The sequence below is a fragment of the Pseudarthrobacter sp. O4 genome (assembly GCF_050157025.1).
GTDB lineage: Bacteria > Actinomycetota > Actinomycetes > Actinomycetales > Micrococcaceae > Arthrobacter.
In genome coordinates this window covers 194,769-218,275 of sequence record NZ_CP189591.1, presented here as the reverse complement: position 1 = coordinate 218,275, position 23,507 = coordinate 194,769, and the positions used below count along the sequence as shown (strand labels likewise).

At 63.4% G+C, this 23,507-nt stretch carries 15 protein-coding genes and 3 pseudogenes; 8 read left to right on the top strand and 10 right to left on the bottom strand.

Translation table 11 applies throughout. The annotated features are described in order from the left end of the window. Positions 1-6: 6 nt before the first annotated feature. Positions 7-897: a LysR family transcriptional regulator gene (locus ACQCSU_RS00980; protein WP_426977752.1), complete on the bottom strand. Its 891-nt coding sequence runs from the start codon at positions 895-897 to the stop codon at positions 7-9. Between the two features lie 132 nt (positions 898-1,029). Between ACQCSU_RS00980 and ACQCSU_RS00975 the strand changes: the two genes are divergently transcribed. Next, complete coding sequence (locus tag ACQCSU_RS00975; protein WP_426977750.1) at positions 1,030-2,445, top strand: M20 family metallopeptidase; 1,416 nt, start codon at positions 1,030-1,032, stop codon at positions 2,443-2,445. Positions 2,446-2,469: 24 nt separating this feature from the next. Beyond that, complete coding sequence (locus ACQCSU_RS00970) at positions 2,470-3,807, top strand: MFS transporter (protein WP_426977749.1); 1,338 nt, start codon at positions 2,470-2,472, stop codon at positions 3,805-3,807. A gap of 211 nt (positions 3,808-4,018) precedes the next feature. Here ACQCSU_RS00970 and ACQCSU_RS00965 read toward each other — a convergent pair whose 3' ends face one another. From ACQCSU_RS00965 to ACQCSU_RS00945, 5 genes and pseudogenes are all read right to left on the bottom strand, one after another. Beyond that, the gene (locus ACQCSU_RS00965) at positions 4,019-5,656 is read right to left on the bottom strand and encodes a DUF2382 domain-containing protein (protein ID WP_426977748.1); all 1,638 of its coding nucleotides are present in this window, start codon (positions 5,654-5,656) and stop codon (positions 4,019-4,021) included. 652 nt (positions 5,657-6,308) lie between these two features. Continuing rightward, positions 6,309-7,083, bottom strand: a pseudogene (locus tag ACQCSU_RS00960) (IS1595 family transposase); the annotation flags it as partial. A 34-nt stretch (positions 7,084-7,117) separates the two neighbouring features. Further along, positions 7,118-10,084 (bottom strand): Tn3 family transposase, encoded by a 2,967-nt coding sequence (locus ACQCSU_RS00955; protein WP_426977746.1) that lies wholly within the window; start codon positions 10,082-10,084, stop codon positions 7,118-7,120. A gap of 86 nt (positions 10,085-10,170) precedes the next feature. Then, positions 10,171-10,743, bottom strand: a complete 573-nt coding sequence (locus tag ACQCSU_RS00950) for a recombinase family protein (protein ID WP_426977741.1) — start codon at positions 10,741-10,743, stop codon at positions 10,171-10,173. A gap of 608 nt (positions 10,744-11,351) precedes the next feature. Further along, positions 11,352-12,407 carry a hypothetical protein gene (locus ACQCSU_RS00945; RefSeq protein WP_426977739.1) on the bottom strand — a complete coding sequence of 352 codons (1,056 nt, stop codon included), beginning with the start codon at positions 12,405-12,407 and terminating at the stop codon, positions 11,352-11,354. A gap of 97 nt (positions 12,408-12,504) precedes the next feature. Between ACQCSU_RS00945 and ACQCSU_RS00940 the strand changes: the two genes are divergently transcribed. Together ACQCSU_RS00940 and ACQCSU_RS00935 are read left to right on the top strand one after the other, a co-directional pair. Then, the gene (locus ACQCSU_RS00940) at positions 12,505-13,098 is read left to right on the top strand and encodes a TetR/AcrR family transcriptional regulator (protein ID WP_426977738.1); all 594 of its coding nucleotides are present in this window, start codon (positions 12,505-12,507) and stop codon (positions 13,096-13,098) included. Between the two features lie 96 nt (positions 13,099-13,194). Further along, positions 13,195-13,412, top strand: a pseudogene (locus ACQCSU_RS00935) (Tn3 family transposase); the annotation flags it as partial. 53 nt (positions 13,413-13,465) lie between these two features. On the opposite strand, the pseudogene ACQCSU_RS00930 reads toward ACQCSU_RS00935, so the two are convergent. Both ACQCSU_RS00930 and ACQCSU_RS00925 read right to left on the bottom strand, forming a co-directional pair. After that, positions 13,466-13,642, bottom strand: a pseudogene (locus tag ACQCSU_RS00930) (transposase); the annotation flags it as partial. 380 nt (positions 13,643-14,022) lie between these two features. Continuing rightward, on the bottom strand, positions 14,023-14,343 hold the full coding sequence (locus ACQCSU_RS00925) for a hypothetical protein (protein WP_426977736.1): 321 nt from the start codon (positions 14,341-14,343) through the stop codon (positions 14,023-14,025). Between the two features lie 399 nt (positions 14,344-14,742). Between ACQCSU_RS00925 and ACQCSU_RS00920 the strand changes: the two genes are divergently transcribed. Continuing rightward, a complete protein-coding gene (locus ACQCSU_RS00920; protein ID WP_426977735.1) occupies positions 14,743-14,925 on the top strand; it encodes a hypothetical protein in 183 nt (60 codons plus the stop codon). Positions 14,926-15,062: 137 nt separating this feature from the next. On the opposite strand, the gene ACQCSU_RS00915 is transcribed toward ACQCSU_RS00920, so the two are convergent. Together ACQCSU_RS00915 and ACQCSU_RS00910 are read right to left on the bottom strand one after the other, a co-directional pair. After that, on the bottom strand, positions 15,063-15,368 hold the full coding sequence (locus tag ACQCSU_RS00915) for a putative quinol monooxygenase (RefSeq protein ID WP_426977733.1): 306 nt from the start codon (positions 15,366-15,368) through the stop codon (positions 15,063-15,065). Between the two features lie 226 nt (positions 15,369-15,594). Continuing rightward, a complete protein-coding gene (locus tag ACQCSU_RS00910; protein WP_426977731.1) occupies positions 15,595-16,026 on the bottom strand; it encodes an ester cyclase in 432 nt (143 codons plus the stop codon). A gap of 616 nt (positions 16,027-16,642) precedes the next feature. Here ACQCSU_RS00910 and ACQCSU_RS00905 point away from each other — a divergent pair. From ACQCSU_RS00905 to ACQCSU_RS00895, 3 genes are read left to right on the top strand one after another with little or no spacing between them, the layout of a single operon-like run. Then, positions 16,643-19,837, top strand: coding sequence for an efflux RND transporter permease subunit (locus ACQCSU_RS00905; protein WP_426977729.1), 3,195 nt, complete (start codon positions 16,643-16,645; stop codon positions 19,835-19,837). Then, positions 19,834-20,286, top strand: coding sequence for a hypothetical protein (locus ACQCSU_RS00900; protein ID WP_426977728.1), 453 nt, complete (start codon positions 19,834-19,836; stop codon positions 20,284-20,286). Before ACQCSU_RS00905 ends, ACQCSU_RS00900 begins: the two co-directional genes overlap by 4 nt. A gap of 1 nt (position 20,287) precedes the next feature. Continuing rightward, a complete protein-coding gene (locus ACQCSU_RS00895) occupies positions 20,288-23,416 on the top strand; it encodes an efflux RND transporter permease subunit (RefSeq protein WP_426977726.1) in 3,129 nt (1,042 codons plus the stop codon). The last annotated feature ends 91 nt before the right edge of the window (positions 23,417-23,507 follow it).

The following is a 23,507-nucleotide window of genomic DNA, read 5'->3' as shown; positions in this document are numbered from 1 at the left end:
CGGGGGTCACGGTTCCGAGAGCGAGTCGCGGAGGACATCAATAAATGCCGCAACGGCCGATGACCTCCGCCGACCAATCATCGTTTGAATCTGCGCTTGGCGTTGCTGGAACAATGGATGATCCACGGGAATAAACGCCAACCCCACCTCGGTGTCGGCATGGACCGCCAAATGGCTCAACAAGGTTGCCCCGGCGCCCGCCCGCACAAACTCCAGGGCTGGACTGACATGGACTGTCACGAGCCGAATGGACGGCCGGACATTTTCCATCTGGGCGGCAATGTCAAAGAATTCCCTCTGACCAACGCCTTTAGGCGGCAACGCCAGGGGAAAACCGCACAGCTCGCGGACCCCAATGAATCGGCGATCGGCAAGGTGGCTGCCGGCCCCCAAGACCGCATGCGCGGGCGACGCGGTGCTGAATTCAACAGTCACGTCACGCTGCATCCCCAGCGCATAGACAACGCCGACATCTGCAGTGCCTTCGACAACCCTTCTACTCGCCTCGGCGGAGGAGACAACGTCAAGATCAAACACCACGTCGGCATGCATAGCGCTGAACTTCGCAATGGCTTCGGGAACACGGCATCGAGCCAGCCCCTCGGTGCTCACAACCTTGACCACGCGGTTCGACCGTGAATGAAGGTCCCGAAGCTCCGTTACCAGGGCATCCGCTTCAGCTGCGCTGCGCCGGGCGTGGGACAACAACAGCAGGCCCGCGTCAGTGAGCGTCATCCCCCGGGGATGGCGTTCGAACAAGGCCACGCCTATCCCGCTTTCCAACTGCGTTATTTGGCGGCTTATGGCGGACGCTGATACATGCTGGGCGACGGCCGCCTCGGTGATCGAACCGGTGCGTGCAACTTCATGGAAGTAGATCATTCCGGTGGGCAACATTCTCATGGGAATCCTTGGCGTTGCTTCGACTGCTTGCGTTTTTCTCAATGGTTGTCGACAAAACGATACTGGCTTGTGACCCAGGACACCAATAGAGTCAACTTCACTCACGGCTTACCCAAGGACTAAAACATGGAACTACGAAGCAAATTACTGCAAAGCGCCAACGGCTACGCAACATCCGGCGCACTCTTTCAAGATCTCAAGCGCACGGTGGCCTACCGCACGGAGAGCACCTCTCCTACTGGCCGGATTGCACTGAAGTCATATCTGGATGAAGTAATCACTGCTGAACTATCGAACCTGGGGTTCACCGTGGAACTCCATGAGGCATGGAACGACAGCCCAAACTCGTTCCTGATTGGAACCCGTTTCGAAGGCGAAGGCCTTCCCACTGTCCTCTGCTATGGACATGCCGACGTGGTGGACGGACACGAAGGCCAGTGGGCGGACGGACGAAGCCCGTGGGTTTTGGACGACGACGGCGAGCGGTGGTATGGCAGGGGGGCAGCCGACAACAAAGGCCAGCACTGGGTCAACATGTCGGCCCTGCGGCTACTGCTGGAAGAACAAGGGCACTTGGGCTTCAACATAAAGTTCCTGTTTGAGTGCGGCGAGGAAATCGGCTCCCCCGCGTTGGCCGAATTTGCCGTCACCCACCAGCGGGAACTGGCAGCCAACGTTTTCATCGCATCCGACGGACCGCGGTTGAATGCCACAACCCCCACAATTTTTCTGGGCGCGCGCGGCGGTATTACCTTCGAGCTAACGGCCGACCTGCGGCCAGACAGCTATCATTCGGGCAATTGGGGTGGACTGCTGCGCAACCCTGCCACAACAGTGGCCGCCGCAATCGGCCTCTTCGTTGACGGACATGGCCGGATCCTCATTCCGGAACTGCTGCCGAATGAACTTCCCGAGTCCGTTCGCAGTGTGTTGGCCGGCATCCCTGTTGGCAAAGCCAAGGATGACCCGCAAATCGACGGGAACTGGGGCGACACAACACTCAGCCCTGCAGAAAAGCTCTACGGATGGAACACATTGGAGGTTCTTGCCCTTGGCGCGGCCGATCCCTCCAAACCGGTAAACGCCATCCCGGGGTCCGCAAAGGCCGTTTTGCAGCTCCGCTACGTCGTCGGCACCGATGTCGACGGGCTTGAGGCCGTGCTTCAATCACATCTGGACCAAAACGGCTTTTCGATGGTCAAGGTGAAGGTCACAACGACGTTTCCAGCCAGCCGCCTGGATCCGGATAATCCTTGGGTCGACTGGGCCCGGGCGTCCATTCAGGAAACTACCGGAACCTCCCCTGTCGTGCTACCCAACATTGGGGGCTCACTGCCAAATCACGTCTTTGAGAAAATCTTGGGATTGCCCACGCTGTGGATACCCCATTCCTACCCTGGCTGCCTGCAGCATGCCCCGAACGAACACATGCTTTCAGCGGTCGCCGAGCAGGGACTCCAGATTGCCTGTGGGCTTTTCCACGACCTCGGACAACACAACACCACGCCATTTGCGGCACAAGCACCACTCACCAGCGTCTAACGCCTTGCCCCCATTGGAGCGATCATGAGCACCTCACCGCACCCGAACAATGCCTCAACAGGGACAATTGCAGCCACTCGGCAAGCAACAGACCCCCAGCGCAACGCCGGAACGAAGAAAAGCTCGGCAGCTCGCGGCATCGTCGCGGCGACCATCGGCAATGCGCTGGAATGGTACGACATGACCATTTATGCGCTGCTGGCCATCTACATCGGCCACAACTTCTTCCCCGCAGCCAACCCGGCCGTTGAGATTATCCAAGCTTTTGCAGTCTTCGGAGTTTCATATCTTGTCCGACCCTTGGGCGGGCTGATCCTCGGATCATATGCCGACAGGAAAGGCATGAAGACCGGGCTCATGCTCACCATTCGGCTCATGGTCATTGGGACGGCGTTGATCGCATTCATGCCGGGCTTTGACACAATCGGCATTCTCGCCCCGGTCGGGATCATAGTGGGACGTCTTATCCAGGGGTTTTCCGCAGGCGGGGAATTCGGTGCCGCGACGACGTTCCTCATCGCCCAGAATACCAAACGCCGCGCATTCTTGGGCAGCTTTCAATTTGCCAGCCAAGGCCTGGGCATGCTGCTCGCCGCCTTGTTTGTCACCATACTGACCACCGTCTTGTCACACGATCAAATGACCGGGTGGGGATGGCGGCTCCCGTTCATCTTCGGGCTGCTGGTGGGGCCGGCCGGATATTTCATCCGCAAACACGTCAACGAAGTTCCCTCCAGCCGGGACCCTGAGGTGGACAAGGTCTCGCCCGTGCGAGACGTTTTCCTGACCCAAAAAGTAGGCATTCTCGTCGCCGGTGGCGCCCTGGTCATCTCCACGTCGCTGAACTTCGTGATGCAGTACATGCCGACATTCGGGATCAAGCAATTAGGCATTGGAACGTCGGCATCCTTTGCATCGCTCGTCCTAACAGGCATTATCTTGACTTTCGGAACCCCGATCGTCGGCCACCTCGCCGATAAATACGGACGCATGAAAATCATGATCCCCGCCGCCGCCATAATCGGTCTCAGCGTCATTCCGCTATTCATCTGGCTCATCGCAGGCCGGTCGTTCCTGGTTCTGGCTTCCGTCATGGTCATTCTGGGATTCCTCAAGGCCATCTATTACGGCGCACTGCCCTCCGTTATGTCGGACATCTTCCCGGCGCGGTCCAGGGCGACCGGTTTGTCTTTCAGCTACAACACTGCAGTGGCAGTGTTTGGCGGATTTACTCCTATGGTTGCGTCTTTCCTGATCGCCACTACCGGCAGCGCCATGGCCCCGGGCTACTATCTGGCGGTATTGTCCTTCGTCAGCATCATCGCCCTGTGCAGCGCCGTGAAGTTCCGCGGCATCCGTTGATCTCCGCCGACTTTGCCCCTTGAACTAGCAGGACCCTCTGGTCAAGCGTGCTGTCCCCAAACCTGTGTCGGCACCATGTCTTACCGAGTGACTCCCCTGCCGGACGATGACCACCTGTCTGTCATTTCTCGTACTCGTTGCCGGGGCCAGGGAAACAAAATGCCGGGGTAAGGGCGGCTGGCCCTTACCCCGGCATTGTGGGTTCTACGGGTTAGCCGCGGCTCTCGTCGGGGCCGTCGGTGTCGATATGTTCCTTGCGGATTTCCTCATCGACGGTGACCTCATCGGTGACTGTTTCCGTGCCGATGCGGACCCGTTCGACCGGGACGGTCTCCTTGTGGACTATGAGTCGTTCCTCGTGGAGGGTGACCTCGTGCTCGTCGTCGCTGTCCGGGCCGCTCAATGCCTCGCCGCGGTTTTCTTCCGTGATCGGCTCTCGCTCGATCCGGACTTCTTCCCGCTGCACCGGCACCGTCTTGGTGATGGTTTCCGTGGTGACGTATTTGCGCAGGCGTGCCCGGCCAGTGGCTTGCTGTTCGGCACCCACGTTCGGGCGTTCCCCGGCGCGGGCCATGGTGTCGTCGGTGGTGCGCCCGGAGGTGTCGTACCCGGCGGCGCCGGTGGCGCCAGTGGCTTGCTGTTCAGCGCCCACGTTCGGGCGTTCCCCGGTGCGGGCCATGGTGTCGTCTGTGGTGCGCCCGGAGGTGTCGTACCCAGGGGTGCCGGCGGCGTCCCGCTCCCCGGAACGGGTCTCGGCGTCGTCCGTGGTCCGCGCTGAGGTGTCATACCCGGCGGCGCCGGCGTCCCGCTCCCCGGAACGGGTCTCGGCGTCGTCCGTGGTCCGCGCTGAGGTGTCATACCCGGTGGCGTCCCGCTCCTCGGCGCGGGTCGTGGTGTCGTCGGTGGTGCGCCCGGAGGTATCGTATCCGGCGGCGCCGGCGTCCGGCTCCCCGGCGCGGGCCATGGTGTCGTCCGTGGTGCGCCCGGAGGTATCGTATCCGGCGGCGCCGGCGTCCGGCTCCCCGGCGCGGGCCATGGTGTCGTCCGTGGTGCGCCTTGAGGAGTCGTACCCGGCGGCGCCGGCGGCGCCGGCGGCGCTGGCGGCGCTGGTGGCATCCCGCTCGCCGGAGCGGGCCATGGTGTCGTCGGTGGTGCGCGCTGAGGTGTCGTACCCAGCGGTGCCGGCGGCGTCCCGCTCCCCGGAACGGGTCATGGCGTCGTCCGTGGTCCGCCCTGAGGAGTCGCCACCGGCGGCGCCGGTGGCATCCCGCTCGCCGGAGCGGGCCATGGTGTCGTCGGTGGTGCGCCCTGAGGTGCCGTACCCGGCGGCGCCGGTGGCTTGCTGTTCAGCACCCACATTCGGGCGTTCCTCGGCGCGGGTCGTGGTGTCGTCGGTGGTGCGCCCTGAGGTGTCGTACCCGGCGGCGCCGGCGGCGCCGGCGGTGCCGGCGGTGTCCGTTGGGGAGCGGTCCGTGCCGGTGGCGTCGGTGACGCCGGCGTTACCTTTGGTGGCTTCGGTGTAGGTGCGTCCGCTTCCGAGCTGGTAGTGCTGGTAGAGCCGGTCTTCCTCTGCCGGCTCCAGGGGCCGATCGGAATCGATCCGGGGGGCGTCCTTGACTTGGTCTTTGCTGTAAGGGACGACGATGTCATTGCCCTCTGTCCGAGCGCCTTCAAGGGGCACGAAGGATTCGGACATTCCGAACAGTCCGGTCCTGACGGTCACCCAGCTGGGCTGTTCGTTCTCGTTGTCCACGAAGGCCTGGCCAATGGATCCGATCTTTTCGCCGTCCTGCGAAAGGATACTTCCGCCGTGGCTGAGCAGACGGTCAATTTGTTCCTTGGTGAGCATTGTGACTCCTTGGATCCTTTGAATGTTGGAATCGTGCGTCCGATCGGGAGCCTGTGATGGACTACCTGACCGGTACCGGGCAGACCGCCTTTGATGCTGACCGGTGTTTTGTGAGTTCGTAGCGGTGCGAACCGCCCAGGGGGAGGACGGACACCGGGGGAACCGCATATCGGGGTCATCACGGACTCGACGATCCTTGGCAGAAACGCGATGATCGCGGCCAGCGGCAGGCTGACCGGTTTGGGCCGAAGACGCGGGGGACGAACCGCGGCACTGACAGGACTAGGACTAGGACTTGCGTGTAATAGAGGATTTTGGAACTGGTGGCACTCGCCATCGGTGAGGATTTGTCGATTGCTTTGTTGATGCCGCCGCGCCTCATCGGACGGTCAAGGCCCACTCTGTGCAGCAGCTGGGTCCGAGCCCTGGAGTCCGCCTTCGCGGCCGGCAGCCGAACGGCCAGGACGATCAGAAGCTGGGGGACGAACGTTGTCATTACCCCCAGCCCGGCTTTGAGCGAGTGGAGAATATCCAATGGTGTTCGCCGCCCTTCGATCAGGAGGCTGGGACCGGTTTCGTCGCGCAGGTGAAAAGCACTCCTGTGCACTATGCCGTTATTTACCATAAGGGAGCAAGTGGGTATCCGGTTAGCTCAGGTTGTGCTGTTCGATCCCGGACCGTGGGCGACGATTTGGCGATAGGTGGCTGGCGCCTGCTGCGCGCCGAGACCGAGCAGGGATTGGAAGGCCGCCATGGGTGTGCTGCGCCGGTTGTAGCGGAACGTGAACTCGTCGAGGTACACCTGCAGGTGTTCATTGCCCACGGAGCGGTGGGTTCCCCGCAGCCATGTCTTGAAGTTGCTGATGGCGCGGTGCACGCGGGGAAGGACAGGGTCGGGGTCGCCGGCTCTTTTGGCGGCCCGCTGGGATCGCGGGCGGTGGTCGTAGCCTTTGTTCCTCAACGGGACGTACCCCATCCAGCCGTCGGTGTGCACGATGGCGCCGGGAGCCACAGTGTCTGTCACGAAAGTGCCCAAGGTGTCGCCGGACGCGTTGGGGATCATTCATCCGGACGCGTCCGGAGCCCTGACCACGCACCTCCACCGCCACGACTATCTGCGCGGCCCGGGCCGTGAGATTTCTGCCGCCGCGCCGGCCCACCTCCGGGCCGCCGACTTCGCATTCGTCCACCTCTACCTCGCCGGTCAGCAGGGTGCGTTCGGGGTTGACCATGGCGCGGCGCAGTTTGTGGAGCATGGTCCAGGCCGTCTCGTAGCGGCTGAGTCCGAGCTGGCGCTGCAGCTGCCTGGCCGAGATCCCCGGAGTTCCCGTCGTCATCAGGTAGGCCGCCCAGAACCACAAATGCAGTGCAGTGTGGGTCTTGTGGAGCACGGTACCGGCTGTCAGCGAAACCTGGTAACGGCATGCGGGGGTGGCTTGTGAAAAAGTGAAATATCCGACGCTAAGGTTTTGTCGGGCGTCGTAGTGGCCTGTATTTGCCGGGTTTGATGTGGTGGGCGCGCGGCCAGGTGTAGTCCCCGGTGAGGTTGATGTGTTCCCAGCCCAGGGGCGAGAGGAACCGCAAGAGGTCCGGGTCCGTGGCACCGCCATCGCTGTCCAGGGTTGTGATGGTCCGGTCGAGGTAGACCGTGTTCCAGAGCACGATGGTTGCCGTGAGGAGATTCAGCCCGCTGGCCCGGTAGCGCTGTTGCTCGAAGGAGCGGTCGCGGATCTCGCCGAGTCGGTTGAAGAACACCGCCCGGGCCAGGGTGTTACGGGCCTCGCCCTTGTTGAGGCCGGCGGTGACTTTGCGGCGCAGGTCAGGATTTTGGAGCCAGTCCAGAAGGAAGAGGGTTCGTTCCATTCTTCCCAGTTCCCGCAGCGCGATGGCTAGCCCGTTCTGGCGGGGGTAGGCGCCGAGTTTGCGCATCATCAGGGAAGCTGTCGCCGTGCCCGTTTTGATCGACGCGGCGAGTCGGAGGATCTCGTCCCAGTGCAGGGCGATTGTTTTGGTGTTGATGGTTCCGCCGATCAGGGGCGTCAAGGTCGAACACTCCGGGTCATTGGTGGGTGTGTAGAGGCGGGTGTCGCCGATATTGCGGATCCGTGGTGCGAACCGGTAGCCGAGCAGGTTCATGAGGGCGAAGAGATGGTCGGTGAATCCGGCGGTGTCGGTGTAGTGCTCCTGGATCTGCAGTTCGGACTCGTGGTAGAGCAGTCCGTCCAGGACGTAGGTCGCGTCGCGGTCACCGACATTGATGAGTTTGCTGTGGAAGGGCGAGTACTGGTCCGAGACGTGCGTGTAGACAAGCCTTCCGGGCTCGTTACCGTACTTGGGGTTCACGTGCCCGGTGGATTCGGCTTTGCTCCCGGCGCGGAACCTTTGCCCGTCAGAAGAAGAGGTTGTCCCGTCTCCCCAGTGCGCGGCAAAAGGGTGATCGTGCTGGGTGTTCACGAGTTCCGCCAGGGCCGCGCCGTATGTTTCATCGCGGATGTAGGAGGCCTGGTGACGGTCCAGCTGAGCATAGGTGACGCCGGTGCACGCTTCGGCCATTTTCGTCAGTCCCAGGTTGATCCCGTCCGCCAGGATGGTTGTGAGGAGCAGCTGTTTATCCTTGGAGGGCTGGCCGGATTTGATGCTGGTGAAGTGGCGGGTAAATCCGGTCCATGCATCTACTTCCATCAGCAGATCGGTGATCCGGATCCGCGGGAACATGGCGCTTGCCTGGTCGACTAGTGGTTGTGCGTGCTTGGGCACGATGGTCTCCAAGGGCGTGATTCTCACACCCTTCTCCGTGATCAGCACCCCGGGCAGTTCATCCCGGGAGGCAAGCTCGTTGACTTGTTGCAGGCGTTCCTGGAGCAGGGCAAGCCTGTCGTTGAGGTAACGGGAGCTGCCATCGGAGGTGATCAGAGGCAAGGTTCCGGTGTTCTTCATCCCGGTGTAGTCGACGCCGGCGAGAAGGTAGTCATCGAAATCACGGAACTGGCGTGATCCGATGACCCACATGTCCCCGGAACGAAGCGCGTTCTTGAGCTCCGTGAGGGCGCAGAATTCGTAGAAGCCCCGGTCCAGACCGTTGTCGGTGAAGACCAGCGGCTTCCAGCGGGGTCGGATGAACGACGTGGGTGCAGTCTCCGGGATCTTCCTGATGCCAGTGTTGTTCAGGGCACGGATGACGTTGATGGCGGCCAGCAGGTCCTGCGCCGCGGGGGCCGCGTGGAGGTCAAGGACGGCAAGGAACGCCGGTGTGTATCTGCGCAGCGTGCCGAATTGGGCGCTGACGAGCGTGAGGTGATCATCGAAGGCCGGCCGGGACAGTTCTTTGGCCTGGGCGGTGCTATCGGCCAAGGATTCCCAGCCGATGGCCGATTCGATAGCAGCGAACGGATCCTCACCGTTTTCCTTGGCATCAAGGAGGGTATCGCCCAGTTTCGAATGAAGACGCATCATGGCCGCGACGGTGGAGCGGGATGCCAGAGTGTTCTTGTTCTGTTTGTTCTGGGCGGTCCGGATAAGCCGGCCAATGATCCGGTCGTGGAGATCGATGATTTCGTCGGTGACGGTTGCCATGCTTTCCACAGCCATCGCGAACAGTGTTGCGTGCCGGCGGTTGGGCTCAAACCTGGCCAGATCGGCGGCGGTCATGGATGCCCCTTCGCGGGCAAGCTTTAGCAGCCTGTTCCGGTGAACCAGCCGGGCCGCAGGCCACGGAAGCCCGAGCCCGCGCCAGGCCGTCAGACGGTCGATGTGCTCACGCATCGCCCGCGCGTTGGCGCGCAGCGGCGCCTGACGCAGCCAGCCGATTTCAGTCAGTGAACTGTCGGGACGACGGAGAAGCAACCCGTCTAGGGCTTTCCGATGCTCTGTCATGAGGTGGTCGCCCAGCGTGGAGTAGATTCTCCGGTTTGCCCTGGTCAGGGCCTGTGCACATGCCCTCTCAAGAATCCCGACTCCAGGCAAGGCGACTTTCCTGGTTTGCAGGAAGTCTCTCGCGCTTTCGACCAGGACCAGGCCTTTGTCTGTTTGCGCGGCAACCTCGCTGACATGATCGACGAGTCCGCGGAAGTCCGTGATTCCGAACGCAGACATGCCCAGGTAGGTACGGATCTCCCGCCCATGTTCCTGGCGCGTTTCTTCCCGGGAACCGTACTCGCCCCAGGCTTCAGATGACACGGCAAGATGCGATGCCAGCCATGAAACCATCTCCGTCGGCGGCGTCGCATCGTCGGTCAGCACCATTCCTGGGTATCGCAGAAGGCAGAGCTGAACGGCGAAACCCAGCCTGTTCGATTCCCCGCGACGCTGCCGGATCAAGGACATATCAGCATCACTGAGCGTGTAGCGGGCCGCGAGCTCCTCTGAGTCGGTGGGTATTGCCAGGATCTGGCCACGCTCGGCGGCGGTGAGCAAAGACCGTAGAGCCACGTCAGAGATCCCTATCTGCTAAACCGCCGCGCCGCCGATGGGCTGCGACAGGTGCCGGCGTTCATGATTTCGTCAGGTGCCGGCGTTCATGATTTCGTCAGGTGCCGGTAGATGGTGGGCCGGGTGACGCCGAATTCCTGGGCGATGTGCTCGACGGTATGGGCACGTTTCCCGTCGGGACGCTTCTCGTCATACATTTCGCGGGCAAGCTTGACCTGCCGGGGACCGAGTTTTGGTTTCTGGCCGCCGGTCCTGCCCCGTGCACGGGCCGCGGCCAGCCCGTCCCGGGTCCGTTCGGACATCAGGGCGTGCTCGAATTCAGCGATTGATCCCAGGATCTGGAAGAACATCCGCCCAATGGAGGTGGACGTGTCGATGCCCTGGTCAAGAACCACCAAATCCACGCCGCGCCCCTGCAGGGTGTTGGAGAGTTCGATGAGGTTTTCCAACGACCGGCCGAGCCGGTCGAGTTTGGTGACGACAAGCTGATCACCGGCCCGGTTCGCGGAGAGCAGGGCTTTGTCGAGCTCCGGCCTGCGGGCCAGTTTTCCAGAGGCGGTGTCGATGAAGATCTGCTCACAGCCGGCCACGGCCAGCGCATCATGCTGGGCCTCAGGATGCTGCTCCTGGGTCGAGACCCTGCCGTATCCGATTCGCATGCCAAAAACGTATCACCAACGGGGCAGTACGTTACGTAGGCGAGTACACGTCAAGCATTACAAAACGCTGTCCGTGATTCCGCGGATCCGAAAGGCAGGTGAACAGTGTCTCGTCAACGATCGTTTTAATACCTGGAAGGCGAGTTCGTCGCGTGGGCATGACCTGCGAGGTCTTCGTGCACCAAGGGTCTCCGATACCGACACACGGATGCCCAGTACCAGCATGACTGCGCATGACGGATAACACTCGCTCCGGTCTGGTTGTACATCACACGCCGAGAGTCCAGGCCCGGGATGGAGGTTGTGATGTCAGATGCAGGCGACAGCATAGGGCCCCCTTCGCAGTGCCGTCGAGCGTCATTTTCTGAGCAAGCTGCGGGCTGGAGACAAGGCCGTACCGAGGACAATCCTTGATCGCCTGAGCGGGGCGGGATAGAGGTCACGCCGAGCATTGCCGGCACCTTATGCCCAGCCTCAAACGCTGGAGCACGACTGGGACGATGACGCCGCCACTCCCTCCACTGACCGTCACCTTCATGGGTTGCCCCCCTCAACTTATCGCTCTGCCGCTCCGGTCTGCCCATGCGCCGTCCGCGCCCGCCTATCAGCTAGGACCGTGTTGTTGCCGCGGCCGGCACGGACTCGGGGTCGAGGGAGCCCTCGACGTGGACGACCTCCTGGTTGCGGAAGTGCCCGATCATGGCAAACACAACCCCGGCGCTGGTCCATCCGGCCAGAACCAACCAGGGAAACAACGCGTTGGCGTCCGGAAAATAGGACAAGTCCCGTAGCAAAGTGGTGGAGGCGCCGGGGACGAACCATTGGCCTATCGTGCCCCAAGGGTCGGGCAGGAACTGCATGGGTGTGGTTGCGGCAGAGATCGGGTTGGCGATCAGCATCGTGGTCACGGCACCAACCGGGATGCCGGCCGTGCCGATCAGGGCGTTGAGGCCGACAATGAGCGAGCTGGTCCCGAGCAGCGCCAGCGCGGCGCCCAGCCCGTTGAGCGCGACGTTGCCCTGCAGTACGCCGTAGAGCCCCTGCATCACCAGCACAATGATGCCGCCGGCCAAGATCGAGTACAGCGCCAGGGCGCCCAACCGGCGCCGGTTACCCACTACCACGAGCGAGACGAGGATGCCGCCGATCATCCCGCCGAAGGCCATCGGGAAGCCCGCCAGCGCCAGGCCGGTTCCCTTCGCATCGGACGCGGCCAGCGGCACGACGTCGGTCACGGCGACTTTTGGTGCCACTGCCGCCGCCGGGGCGGCCTGGTTGATCTGGAGCTGGAGCTGCTGGGCGACACCGGTGAGGACCTGGCTCACCACGGTGCCGTTCGCGGAGGCGGTGAGCACCTCGGGGGCCTGCCCCAGCACCACCGCACCGTAGGCATCCCTGGAACGGATGAGGGCCGTGGCCGCATCCCTGGTCGCCACCGTGGTGATCGTGAAGGTTCCGGCGGCCTTATCTTCCAACGCCTTTTCAAGTGCCTGGACCTGCGCGTCCGGACCGGTGACGGCCAAGGGGATGTTCTTCGCCGAGGACGTGATGCCTGCCCACGTGAAGGCGAGCAGGACCACCCCGACAATGGACGCAGCCGCTATGGCGATCAATACGACACGCGACCATTTAGTGTGCGGCGCAGCCGCGGGAACGACGGACATGGGTGTCTCCCGACTAGTAAAAAGAATGATTATTCTCTATAGTGAGTGACTGCAGGGGATCCTGTCAAAGAACAAGCATTCTTTTTGAGGTGGCCGCATGCCGAGAGTGACAGATGCCTACCGCCAGGCCCGCCGTCTGGAGATCGCGGGGGCTGCGTTGCGGTGCTTTGGCCGCAAGGGTTTCCAAGGGACCGCGATGGCGGACATCATTGTCGAGTCCGGGCTGTCGGCCGGTGCCATCTACGGGCACTTCAAGAGCAAGGACGAACTCATCGAGGTGTCAGTCCGCGAAATACTGGACCACCTGCTGGGTGAGATCGATGCGGTCCGTACCTCCGATCCGTTGCCCGAACCCCGCGAGGTCCTCAAGGCATTCCTGCAGGGTATCGGGGAGGACATCGTCGAGCGCGGTCTTCTCCTTCAGGTCTGGGCAGAGGCAATGACCGATCCGGCCTTGGGCCGTATCGCGGCCGGAACGGTCACCGGACTCAAGGAACTCTTCGCCGGTTACCTCATCACCTGGTACACCCAGTCCCGCGGCCTCACTCCCGCGGAGGCTTCGACCCGCGCGGGGAAGTACGCTGCGGTGATGCTGGGGGTGTGCCAGGGCTTCATCGTCCAATCCGCGCTAATCCCGGGTTTCGACGCCGAGGAATACCTCGCCGGTCTCGGCGCGATCACACCGGCCTGACGGCCAGGACACCCCGCCCACTAAGATGGGGGTGCAAAGTTCACTACTGGGCTACCGAGTGTTGCGACGAGCGCTAGAATCCACCACCCCTAGCGCCGGGCCAGCGGGCTGAACCCTCCTCACCGCAGCCATCGTGCCCTGGAACACGGTCTACCCCGACCGGACCATCACAACCCTGAACAGCGATGGCGGTGCCACGGACCGGGACCTCCTGCGGTTCCTCGCCCCTGGGCTGGGAACACATCAACCTCACCGGCGACTACACCTGGCCGCGCGCCCACCACATCAAACCCGGCAAATACAGGCCACAACGACGATCCGCAAAACCCTTAGCGTCGGATATTTCACTTTTTCACAAGCCACCCCATGCGGCGCATTCCCACAGCCCCCGCGCCGCCACGGGCCAGGCGGACTTCCCCTTGCACCGGGGACACGAATAGCCATCCGGCCAGCGGCACTCAAACAGATAGCCCAGGCAAGCCTGCTCGTCGCCGAATCTCGCCTGGAACTCCAGAATCGTCTTCGGAAAGTCCGGTCTCGACATTTACGCAGTCTACCTGAGCTAACCGGATACCCACTAGGGAGCATATTTGGGAAGCCTCTCGTGAACGGCTCGGTGGAGCACGCCGCCGATCAACCCGAGCCCGATGCGGCCCCTTTCACAAAACGACTCCAAGAATCGGCCCATAAGCTACTCCGGGTATCTGGGGGCCAGATATTGGATGCGTCGTCGCACAAGTCGGCCTGGCTCCAAGCGCTGGGCAAATTAGCAGTGCCGTCTCGTTGGCGGTCAGCCGCCATGCCCTGCTGACATGAACAATGATCAGGCCGGCGGGCACCCGGAAAGGCGTGCAGGATGACGAGCCGATTGCCGAGATTATGTAAATAACGGTTTTGGGTAGCTTGTACTGGCACCTTGCCGTTTCAGCTTCTGAGCCCCACGCCGTAGTTCACCACTGTAAAGCCGGGTTGGCACCAAACCCATGCCGTCTGCTGACTCCCGGCGCGCATCCAGTCGCTCTCGACGAACGCACGGTTGTACGGCCAGAAATTCTGCTTGCACACGGCCCAGGCTTGGTAGGAGCCCGTCCCGCCGGAACAGTAAGCAGTGGCGTAGGGGAACCAGACGCCATCATTCGCCCAGCAGCCTGTCGGTGCGGCCGTCGCCGGCGCAGCACTCAAGGGGAGCAGCAATATGCCAAGCACAGTGGCGGTGAGTGCAATTCGTTTTGATCGTTGTTTCATAGCGGACCCCCTTTGCAGGCCGGGCGGGGCTTCGGGTCGCGCCCCGAATAGCCCAATGCTAGGAGCCTGCCCGATCGTGGGCAATAGGCCGGGCAAACTCCTTGAAGTTTCCGACGGCACCACGCCGGTCCCCCAATGCCTGCCATGCTCGGCCGACGGAATATCTGCACGGGTGAAAGGAGAGGGCTGGCGCGGGCCGGCCATCCCGGGGAATGTCAGGATGGCTGATACCGGAAACCGCCGGTCGGAGAAGGCAGTCCCAAAGAAGCCCCCAAGTGGTCCGGTACCCTGCACAGACGCGATGCTGCGCGCGGCAGCCTGCAACGAAAGCGAGGCTCCGGTCCGTGCCCGCGGGACTACAATTTTGCTGTAGCCAGCTACTCGGAAGAGGTCGTGGCCATGGATATTGGTTTCATCGGCATTGTCGCTGCGGCACTGTGCGGGCTTGGAGTTTTGACAGCGTTCTTCCGCAACTTGGAGAGGCGCGCGGACGCCATGGAGCATCGGAATCCCGATGTGGCCAAGGCATTGCGAGATCACCAACGACGTATGGACCAGGGCAACGGCTATTTGAACCTGTGACTCGGAGTATTTGTAAGACTTTGCGCTTCTGCAGGCGGGATGTCTTCATATGGAGCAGGTGTCCCGGGCGGTTGAACAGTTCAAATGTTCTTGGCCCATTGTTGAAGGGGCCGGAACCGGTCGGGACGTGGCGTTGCTCAGTCCCCGTATGGCTCCGTGGATGAGATGCGGAAGATCGTTGCTTCGGGTTCCCCGTTGATGGCCTGCTCAAGGACCCCGAGCGCCCTCACGACTTCGGGAAGCGACTCCTGGCGGTCGAGCGCTTCGCGGTCCTCGAACACCTCAGTCGCGATGAACACGTCAGGATCGGTCACGTCGCGGCCGATGTCGAAGCTGATGACACCGGCCAGAGCGCGGCTGGGCGGGACCACATCTTTCAGCGCGGCCATGATCTCTTCCGCCATGCCAGCCTGGGACCGCACCAAGAAACGAACAGCGATCATCAGATCTCCCCTCTCTCAGCCGACACAGTACTGCCGGTCGGATATCGCTTCATTGGCATGCCGGTATGCCCACATCTCTCCCGCCTGTACGACCCGCTGAGCTGGAGCAGGACGGATCAGGAAGCCGCGCCAGCGAAGACGTTTGTGGTGCCCGCTGACGGCTGGCGCCGGAATTCCGGCCCGCCCGGATCCTGCTTCGCCACCAGCCTTCGCGGCTGCAGTGCGCTCATGTTCCGGGGAGCAGTCCCAGTTGCCCCATCAGGTTCGCGGCATCAGGGTGCGCCCTGAACGAGATGATCTTTCCGTCCCTGATCGAGGCGAAATAGGTACCGGTTCCGGTAATCGCCCGTCCGGTCGCCGGGATCTGCTGGCCCCCCATCGCCAGCGGCCCGGTGTGGATTCCTGTGAACGCCACTTCGGCTGCAACCTGGCTCTCGCTGAGGACCCGGTTGGTCGTGGTGACGCGCATGTCCGGGAATGCCGTAAACCACGTCTCCATATATGCCTTTACCTGGTCAGGTGAATTCATTGGCTCCGGTAGTGATATATCAGAAAACGTAAAAACGTCTGCCAGTAGGGCGACGAACCCGGCCGCATCATGGCTGTCCCATGCCGCCATTCCCTGGTCATCAATTCGCTCAACATCGGCGATAGACATCGAACGTCTCCTTCTCCAAAGGGTGCTGATGTGCATCATCGGCTTCCAGCCGCGGGAGTCAATGCCCGGGCAACCTGGACCCCGCCATCCTGAGCCCTGCCGGCCAGGCCGTCAAGAGCGATGGACCCCGACTGCAGCGCACCGCAGCGCGCGCGGCCGGGGAGGATGGGGGGGTGGAGCCGCGCGTCAGAGCCGTACCAGTAGCCGGAAACGAAGGGACTGTGCGGGTTCATGCGTCACTCCCGGCCGAACTGATAGCCAGGCAAACCAGAGGGCTCTTGAGGACATGTACTTGACGTCATGTTCTTCCCCTCCGGCAGCGGCGGAAAGAAGTGCCCGGCGAAGGATTGACGCGCGTGTCCTCGGAGATCATTATTGCCCTTGACGGCTGGGGGGCGCTAAGGCAACCAAGGAGCCGCGCCGTGGATAGCTACTCAGCAGCACAGGAATTCAGCAGGCCCGTTCATTTTCCGGAAAATAATTCCCAGGCACATCCTCGCCACAGTACCCCGGAGGCGGCCGGCAACCCCGAAGGGCCCCGCCACCGACGACACCGACGGCGCCACAATGGCATCCCCGTATCGGCTGCGGCTCCGGCGCCGGCGGGGTACCGGCCATGATGAGCGCGGCACTCCATTGGGTCCTGCAGTTCAGGCTATTGGTGCTGGCCCTGGCGGTCGGGGTCCTGGGCTTTGGACTCACTAGCCTGCCCAACATGCCGGTGGATGCGTTCCCGGAATTCGCTCCGCCCCAGGTCGAGATCCAGACTGAGGCACTGGGGCTGTCCGCCGCTGAAGTCGAACAGCTGATCACCTCCCCGATGGAGGCCGATCTGCTGAACGGCGTTGCCTGGGTGGAGGCCATCCGCTCCAAGTCCGTCCCGGGTCTTTCCTCGATCCAAATGGTCTTCAAGCCGGGAACCGATCTTTTCCGGGCCCGCCAGCTTGTCGCGGAGCGCCTGACCCAGGCGCGCGCGCTGCCGAATGTTTCGGCGGCACCGGTGCTCATGCAACCGCTGTCATCGACCAGCCGGGTGATGATGATCAGGCTCACCTCGAAAGACATGTCGGCCATCGACATGTCCGTCCTGGCACGATGGACCATGAAGCCCGGGCTCCTGGCGGTGCCCGGCGTTGCGAACGTCGCCATTTGGGGCCAGCGCGACCAGCAACTGCAGGTCCTGGTTGATCCGGGACAGCTCCAGGCCAAAGGTGTGACGCTTGACCAGGTCATCAAGACCACCGGAAATTCGGTCTGGGTCTCCCCGCTGAGCTACCTCGAAGCTTCTACCCCGGGCACCGGCGGCTTCTTCGAGACGGGACACCAGCGGATCGGTGTCCAGCACGTCCTGCCGATCACCACTCCCCAGGATCTGGGTCAGGTTCCGATCGAGGGGCCGGCCGGGAACCTACTCCTGAAGGATGTCGCCACGGTTGAGACTGACCACCAGCCGTTGATCGGCGATGCCCTCCTGAGCAAGGAAGCCGAGCTTTTGCTGGTCATTGAGAAGTTCCCCGAGACCAACACCATGGACGTGACGAAGGGCGTCGACGAGGCCCTGCGCGCACTCCAGCCCGGTTTGCCGGGGGTCAAGGTAGACACCACCGTCTACCGGCAGGCGTCCTTCATCGAGGAAGAGGTCGGCACGGTCGGCGCAGCGCTGCTCATCACCTTGCTGCTCATCGTGGCACTGTTCGGGGCGTTCTTCCGGTCCTGGCGCGCGGCTCTCATCAGCCTGATCACCATCCCGGTATCGCTGACCGCGGCCGCTCTGGTGCTCTACGTGCGCGGGACCGGCATGAACACCATGGTCCTGGCCGGAATGGTCCTTGCCTTCGCCGTCATCGTGGGCGACGTCGCCGAAGACCTCACGGGGGCCGCCCGGGCAGTCCGGGCCTCCACCGCAACCGGAGGCAAGGAGACTACCGACGCCGGGGCCACGGCCCAGGAGGCGAGGGAAGCACGGGAAGGCCTGATCACCGGAGCCCTGCGGGCGGTTCGCACCCCCATTCTCTATTCCCTGCTCATCATGGCGCTGGCCCTCGTGCCCGCGCTCTTCGTCGCAGGCGAAAACGGTGCGCTGTTCGGGCCCCTCGTGCTCTCCTACCTGCTCGCCATGGTCGTCTCGATGATCGTGGGACTGACCGTTACCACGGCGCTGGCATCTGTCCTCCCCGGCGGCTCAGCGCCGCGGCGGGACGTCCGCGCCGCCAAGCGGCTGGAAAGTGGATACGGCCGGCTCGTCTCGCGTTTGACCGGGAAGACCCGCTTGGTCTTCGCCGCCTCGGCAGTGATCGCCCTGGCCGGACTTGCACTGGTGCCCCAGTTGGCCAGCAACCATCCGATCGTGCCGGTACTGGCCGACAAGACCCTCGTGGTGCACTGGAGCGCGGTAGCCGGCACCTCGGACCAGGAAATGAGCCGCATTACTGAGGCGGCCGCCGACGAACTCCGAACTGTGTCCGGTGTAGCCAACGTGGGCGGGCACGTGGGACGCGCAGTCACCTCGGACCAGCTCGGTGACGTCAGTTCGGGCGAACTGTGGATCACGGTGGCCCCGGACGCCTCGTACAGCGACACTGCCGCTGCTATCGAGCAGGTGGTCCACGGGTATCCCGGCCTGTCCAGCAAAGTATCCACCTATCCGCAGCAGCAGATCGACGAGATCCGGGAGGCCGGCGACAGCGGATTCGCGGTCCGGGTCTACGGGCTGGACATGGCAACCCTGCGGCAGAAAGCCGGCGAGGTGCAGCAGATACTGGAACACACGGCCGGCGTCGTGAATCCCCGGGTCGATGCACCCAATGAACAACCCATCGCGGAGGTCAAGGTGGATCTGGCCTTAGCCCAGAAGGCCGGCGTCGTACCCGGCGACATCCGACGCGCGGCGGCAGCCCTGCTGCAGGGCATCGAAGTCGGCAACCTCTACGAACAACAGAAGGTCTTCTCGGTGATCGTGAAGGGTGCGGCGTCCACCCGGAACAGCCTGGACAGCGTCCGGAACCTGATCATCGACACTCCCAACGGAGGGCACGTGCGCCTCGGCGACGTCGCCCAGGTCACCATGGTCGGGAATGAGGCGGTGATCCTGCACGACGACACGTCCCGCCGCATCGATGTGAAGGCCGAAATCCAGGGCCGCGCGCTGAGCGACGTCCAGCAGGAAATCGACATGAAACTTCAGCAGATTCAGTTCCCGCTGGCCTACCACGCGGAGATCCTCACCCAGTATGCGCAGCAGCAGAGCAACTTCCAGTGGCTGTGGGTGCTGGCGGCGATCGCCGCAGCAGGCATCCTGGTCCTGTTGCAGACGGCCCTGGGAAGCTGGCGGCTCGCCGCCCCGGTCTTCCTGGGCCTGGCCGTAGCCCTGTCCGGCGGCGTGCTGGCTGCCATGGCTACCGGCGCGGTCAACTCGCTGATTTCCTTTGTCGCATTCGCCGTCATCCTCGGCATCGCCGCCCGCGGTGCCATCCTGCTGGTCAGCCATGTCCGGAGCCTGCGGGCAGAGGACAGCACCGCCTCCGGGTCCGCCCGGGTAATCCGCGGCGCGAGGGAGCGGGTGGGGCCGGTCCTGATCTCGGCTGTGATGACGGCACTGGCGCTGCTGCCGCTCGTGCTGTTCGGCGGCGTTATCGGAACGGAAATCATTCAGCCGCTCGCGGTGATCATCTGGGGTGGACTGCTCACCTCGACCCTCTTCATTCTGTTCGTTGTACCCGCCGTGTTGCTCCGATTCGGACCGGAAGCAGCGATGAACCATGCGGTCAAGGATCATCCCCTGGCCCGGCCGGAAAGTCAGGATGCATCATGAACGCGACATCTTTGCGGGGCAGCAGGACCATGGCCCTCATCATCGCGGCCTTCCTGGCCCTGTGCGTTGCGGGCTGCGGCCCGACGCCGGAAGCGGCCCCGTCCGGGGCCGACCCTGCGGTCCTTGCCGAGGTCCCGGGAACGGATCTCCACCGCATCACCCTGACGGAGCACGCCGTCGAACGGACCGGGCTCCAGACCGACGTCACGGCCACGGATCCGCAGACCCAGAAGTTGACCGTGCCCTACTGGGCCATCCTGTACGACAGCACGGGCAAGACCTGGGTCTACACGAATCCCGAGCCCCGGGTCTTCGTCCGCCAGGCCGTCACCGTCGAACGCATCAGCGGCGCCGTCGCCTTCCTGACGGACGGGCCGCCACCCGGCACCGTTGTGGTCACCACGGGGGCCGAGGAACTGTACGGCGCCGAATTCGATACGGCGCGCTGACATGCGCTGGCTCATAGGCATCAGCCTGAAGTTCAGAACCATCGTCGTCGCCCTCGCGTGCGCGGTAATGCTGCTCGGTTCCCTGCAGCTGGGCTCCGCGTCCGTGGACGTCTTCCCCGAATTCGCGCCGCCCCGTGTGGAAATCCAAACCGCCTGCCTGGGTTTGACCGCGCAGGAAGTCGAAGAGCTGGTCAGCGTCCCGATCGAGGCGGCGGTGGGCGGCATGCCGGGCCTGGACGAGCTGCGGTCGAAGTCCGTGCCGCAGTTGTCCTCGATCGTGCTGATATTCCATCAGGGTACCGAACTGCTCGACGCCCGCCAGCTGGTGTCAGAGCGGATGGCGGCCGTGACTGCGGCGCTGCCTACCTGGGCGGCCCCGCCCGTGATGCTGCAGCCGCTGTCCGCGACGAGCCGGGTCATGAAGATCGGGATGACCTCGCCCAACCGGTCCCTGATCGAGATGTCCATGCTGTCCTACTGGACCATCCGGGCCCGGCTACTCCGCGTGCCGGGCGTGGCCAATGTAGCCATCTGGGGCGAACGGCTTCAGATGCTGCAGGTCCAGGTGGAGCCGGACAAGCTCAAGGCCCAAAACGTGTCGCTCAACCAGGTCATGGAGGTCACCGCCGGAGCCCTCGACGCCGGGCTGCTGAAGTACTCGCCGGGAAGGTTCATCGGCACGGGCGGCTTCATCGACAGTCCGACCCAGAGAATGGGTGTCCGGCACGTCCAGCCTATCCAGACGCCTGCGGATCTGGCCCAGGTGACCATCCGGGAAAAGGACGGTGTGGCACTGCACCTGGGCGACATCGCCCAGGTCGTGGAGGACCACCAGCCGCTCATTGGTGATGCCGTCATCAACAACGGGCACGGGCTCATGCTGATCGTCGAGAAGCTGCCCTGGGGCAACACCCTGGACGTGACCAAGGGCGTTGAGGAAGCCCTGCACGAGCTCCAGCCGGGGATGAGCGGGATCAGCTTTGACACCACGATCTTCCGCCCGGCAAGCTTTGTCGAGGAGTCCATCTCCAACCTCAGCATCGCCCTGCTGCTGGGCTGCCTGCTCGTCGTCATGATCCTCGGCGCCTTCCTCTTCCAATGGCGCACGGCCCTGATCAGCCTGATTGCGATTCCGCTCTCGCTGCTCACTGCCGCGCTGGTCCTCTATTTCACGTCCAGTTCGATCAACACGATGGTCCTCGCGGGGCTGGTCATCGCTGTGGGCGTGGTGGTGGATGACGCCATCATCGACGTCGAAAACATCATGCGCCGGCTGAGGCAGCACCGCGCCCGGGGCAGCGACGAATCGGCGGCCTCGGTGGTCCTGAAGGCCTCGCTCGAGATGCGAAGTCCGATCGTGTACGCGACCCTGATCATTGTGGTCGCCGCCGTGCCGATCTTCTTCCTGGACGGACTGACCGGCGTCTTCTTCCGGCCGCTGGCCATCACCTACACCCTGGCAGTCCTCGCCTCCATGCTGGTAGCACTGACTGTCACGCCGGCCCTGGCTCTGATCCTGCTGGGTAATGCGAAGCTTGAGGAGCGGGACCCGCCGCTGGTCAGGGTGCTCAAGCGCGGCTACCACGCCGTGCTGTCCCGGATCATGAACCGTCCCCGCTACGGCTATGCCGGCTTCGGCGTCCTCGCCGTCGTGGGCCTGGCGATCACCCCCCTGATGGGCTCGTCGCTGTTCCCCACGTTCAAGGAACGGGACTTCCTGATGCACTGGATCTCGCAGCCGGGAACCTCGGCGGAGGAGGAGTACCGGATCTCGCAGCGCGGCTGCGAGGAATTCCTCAAGGTGCCAGGCGTGCTGAACTGCGGGACGCACATCGGGCAGGCGTTCGCGGCGGACGAGATCGTGGGTGTCAATGCCGGCGAGCACTGGATCAGCATCGACCGCCACGCCGACTATGACCAGACACTGGCCGCGGTCCAGGAAGTGGTGGACGGCTACCCGGGCCTTCACCGCGACGTCCAGACCTATCTGAAGGAGCGGATCGAGGAAGTCCTGACAGGGGCCAGCGAGCCCATTGTGGTCCGTGTCTACGGTGATGATCTCAACGTGCTGCGGGAACAGGCCCAAAGGGTCAAGACGATCCTCGATGACATTCAGGGCACCGATGACGCCCATGTGTCCCTCGAGGTGGAGGTGCCGCAGATTACCGTCACTGTGGATCTTCCCGCGGCACAAAAATACGGGCTCAAACCCGGCGACGTGCGGCGCGCCGCCGCGACGCTGGTCGCCGGGGAAGAGGTCGGCGACGTCTTCCGGGACGGACGGGCCTATGACGTCCAGGTCTGGAGCACCCCGGCAACCCGCTCCAGCGTGACCAGCATCGAGGATCTGCCGATCGACACCCCCAGCGGCCAGCAAGTCCGCCTCGCCGACGTCGCGGCCGTCAAACTGCAGGCGACGCCGAACCAGATCGACCGCACGAACGGGTCCCGCCGGGTTGAAGTGGGATCGTTCCTCGACAAGGGCGCCGATCTGGGGGTCGTGGTTGGCCAATTGCAAAATCGGCTGGACGCGCTGGTGCTGCCGCCCGGCTACAGCGTCCAGCTGCTGGGTGAGTACACCGAGCGCGAGGCCGCGACGAACCGCCTCATGATCTTCGCGGTGGCGGCCCTTGCCCTGATCCTGCTGCTGCTGCAGACCTCCTTCCGGAGCTGGCGGCTGGCAATACTCTCGCTGTTGACGCTGCCGATCGCCCTGGTCGGTGGGGTCATTGCCGCGTACATCTCCGGCGGGGTCCTGTCCTTGGGGTCGGTCGTCGGGTTCCTCACGGTCATGGGGATCGCGGCGCGTAACGGCATCCTGCTCATCAACCACTGCCAGCACCTGGAAAAAAATGAGGGCGACACCTTCGGCCGAGCCCTCGTGCTGCGCGGAGCGGGGGAACGGCTCTCGCCGATCCTCATGACCACGCTGGCCACCGGACTGGCCCTGGTGCCCCTAGTCGTCATGGGCACAGTCCCGGGCCACGAGATCGAGCACCCCATGGCCGTCGTCATCCTGGGCGGTCTCGTCACATCCACCCTGCTTAACCTGTTCATTGTTCCGTCGCTCTATCTCCGCTTCGCCAAGTCAAAGAAGGAGCGGGCGGCGCTGGTGCCGGTAACCGCGTAAACAACCGCGTACAGGCGACGCCCCTGCAGAAACCCCCGGGCCCTCTGTTCCACGGTCCCGGGGGCCCGGGGGCCCGTCAGGAGGCGTCGCC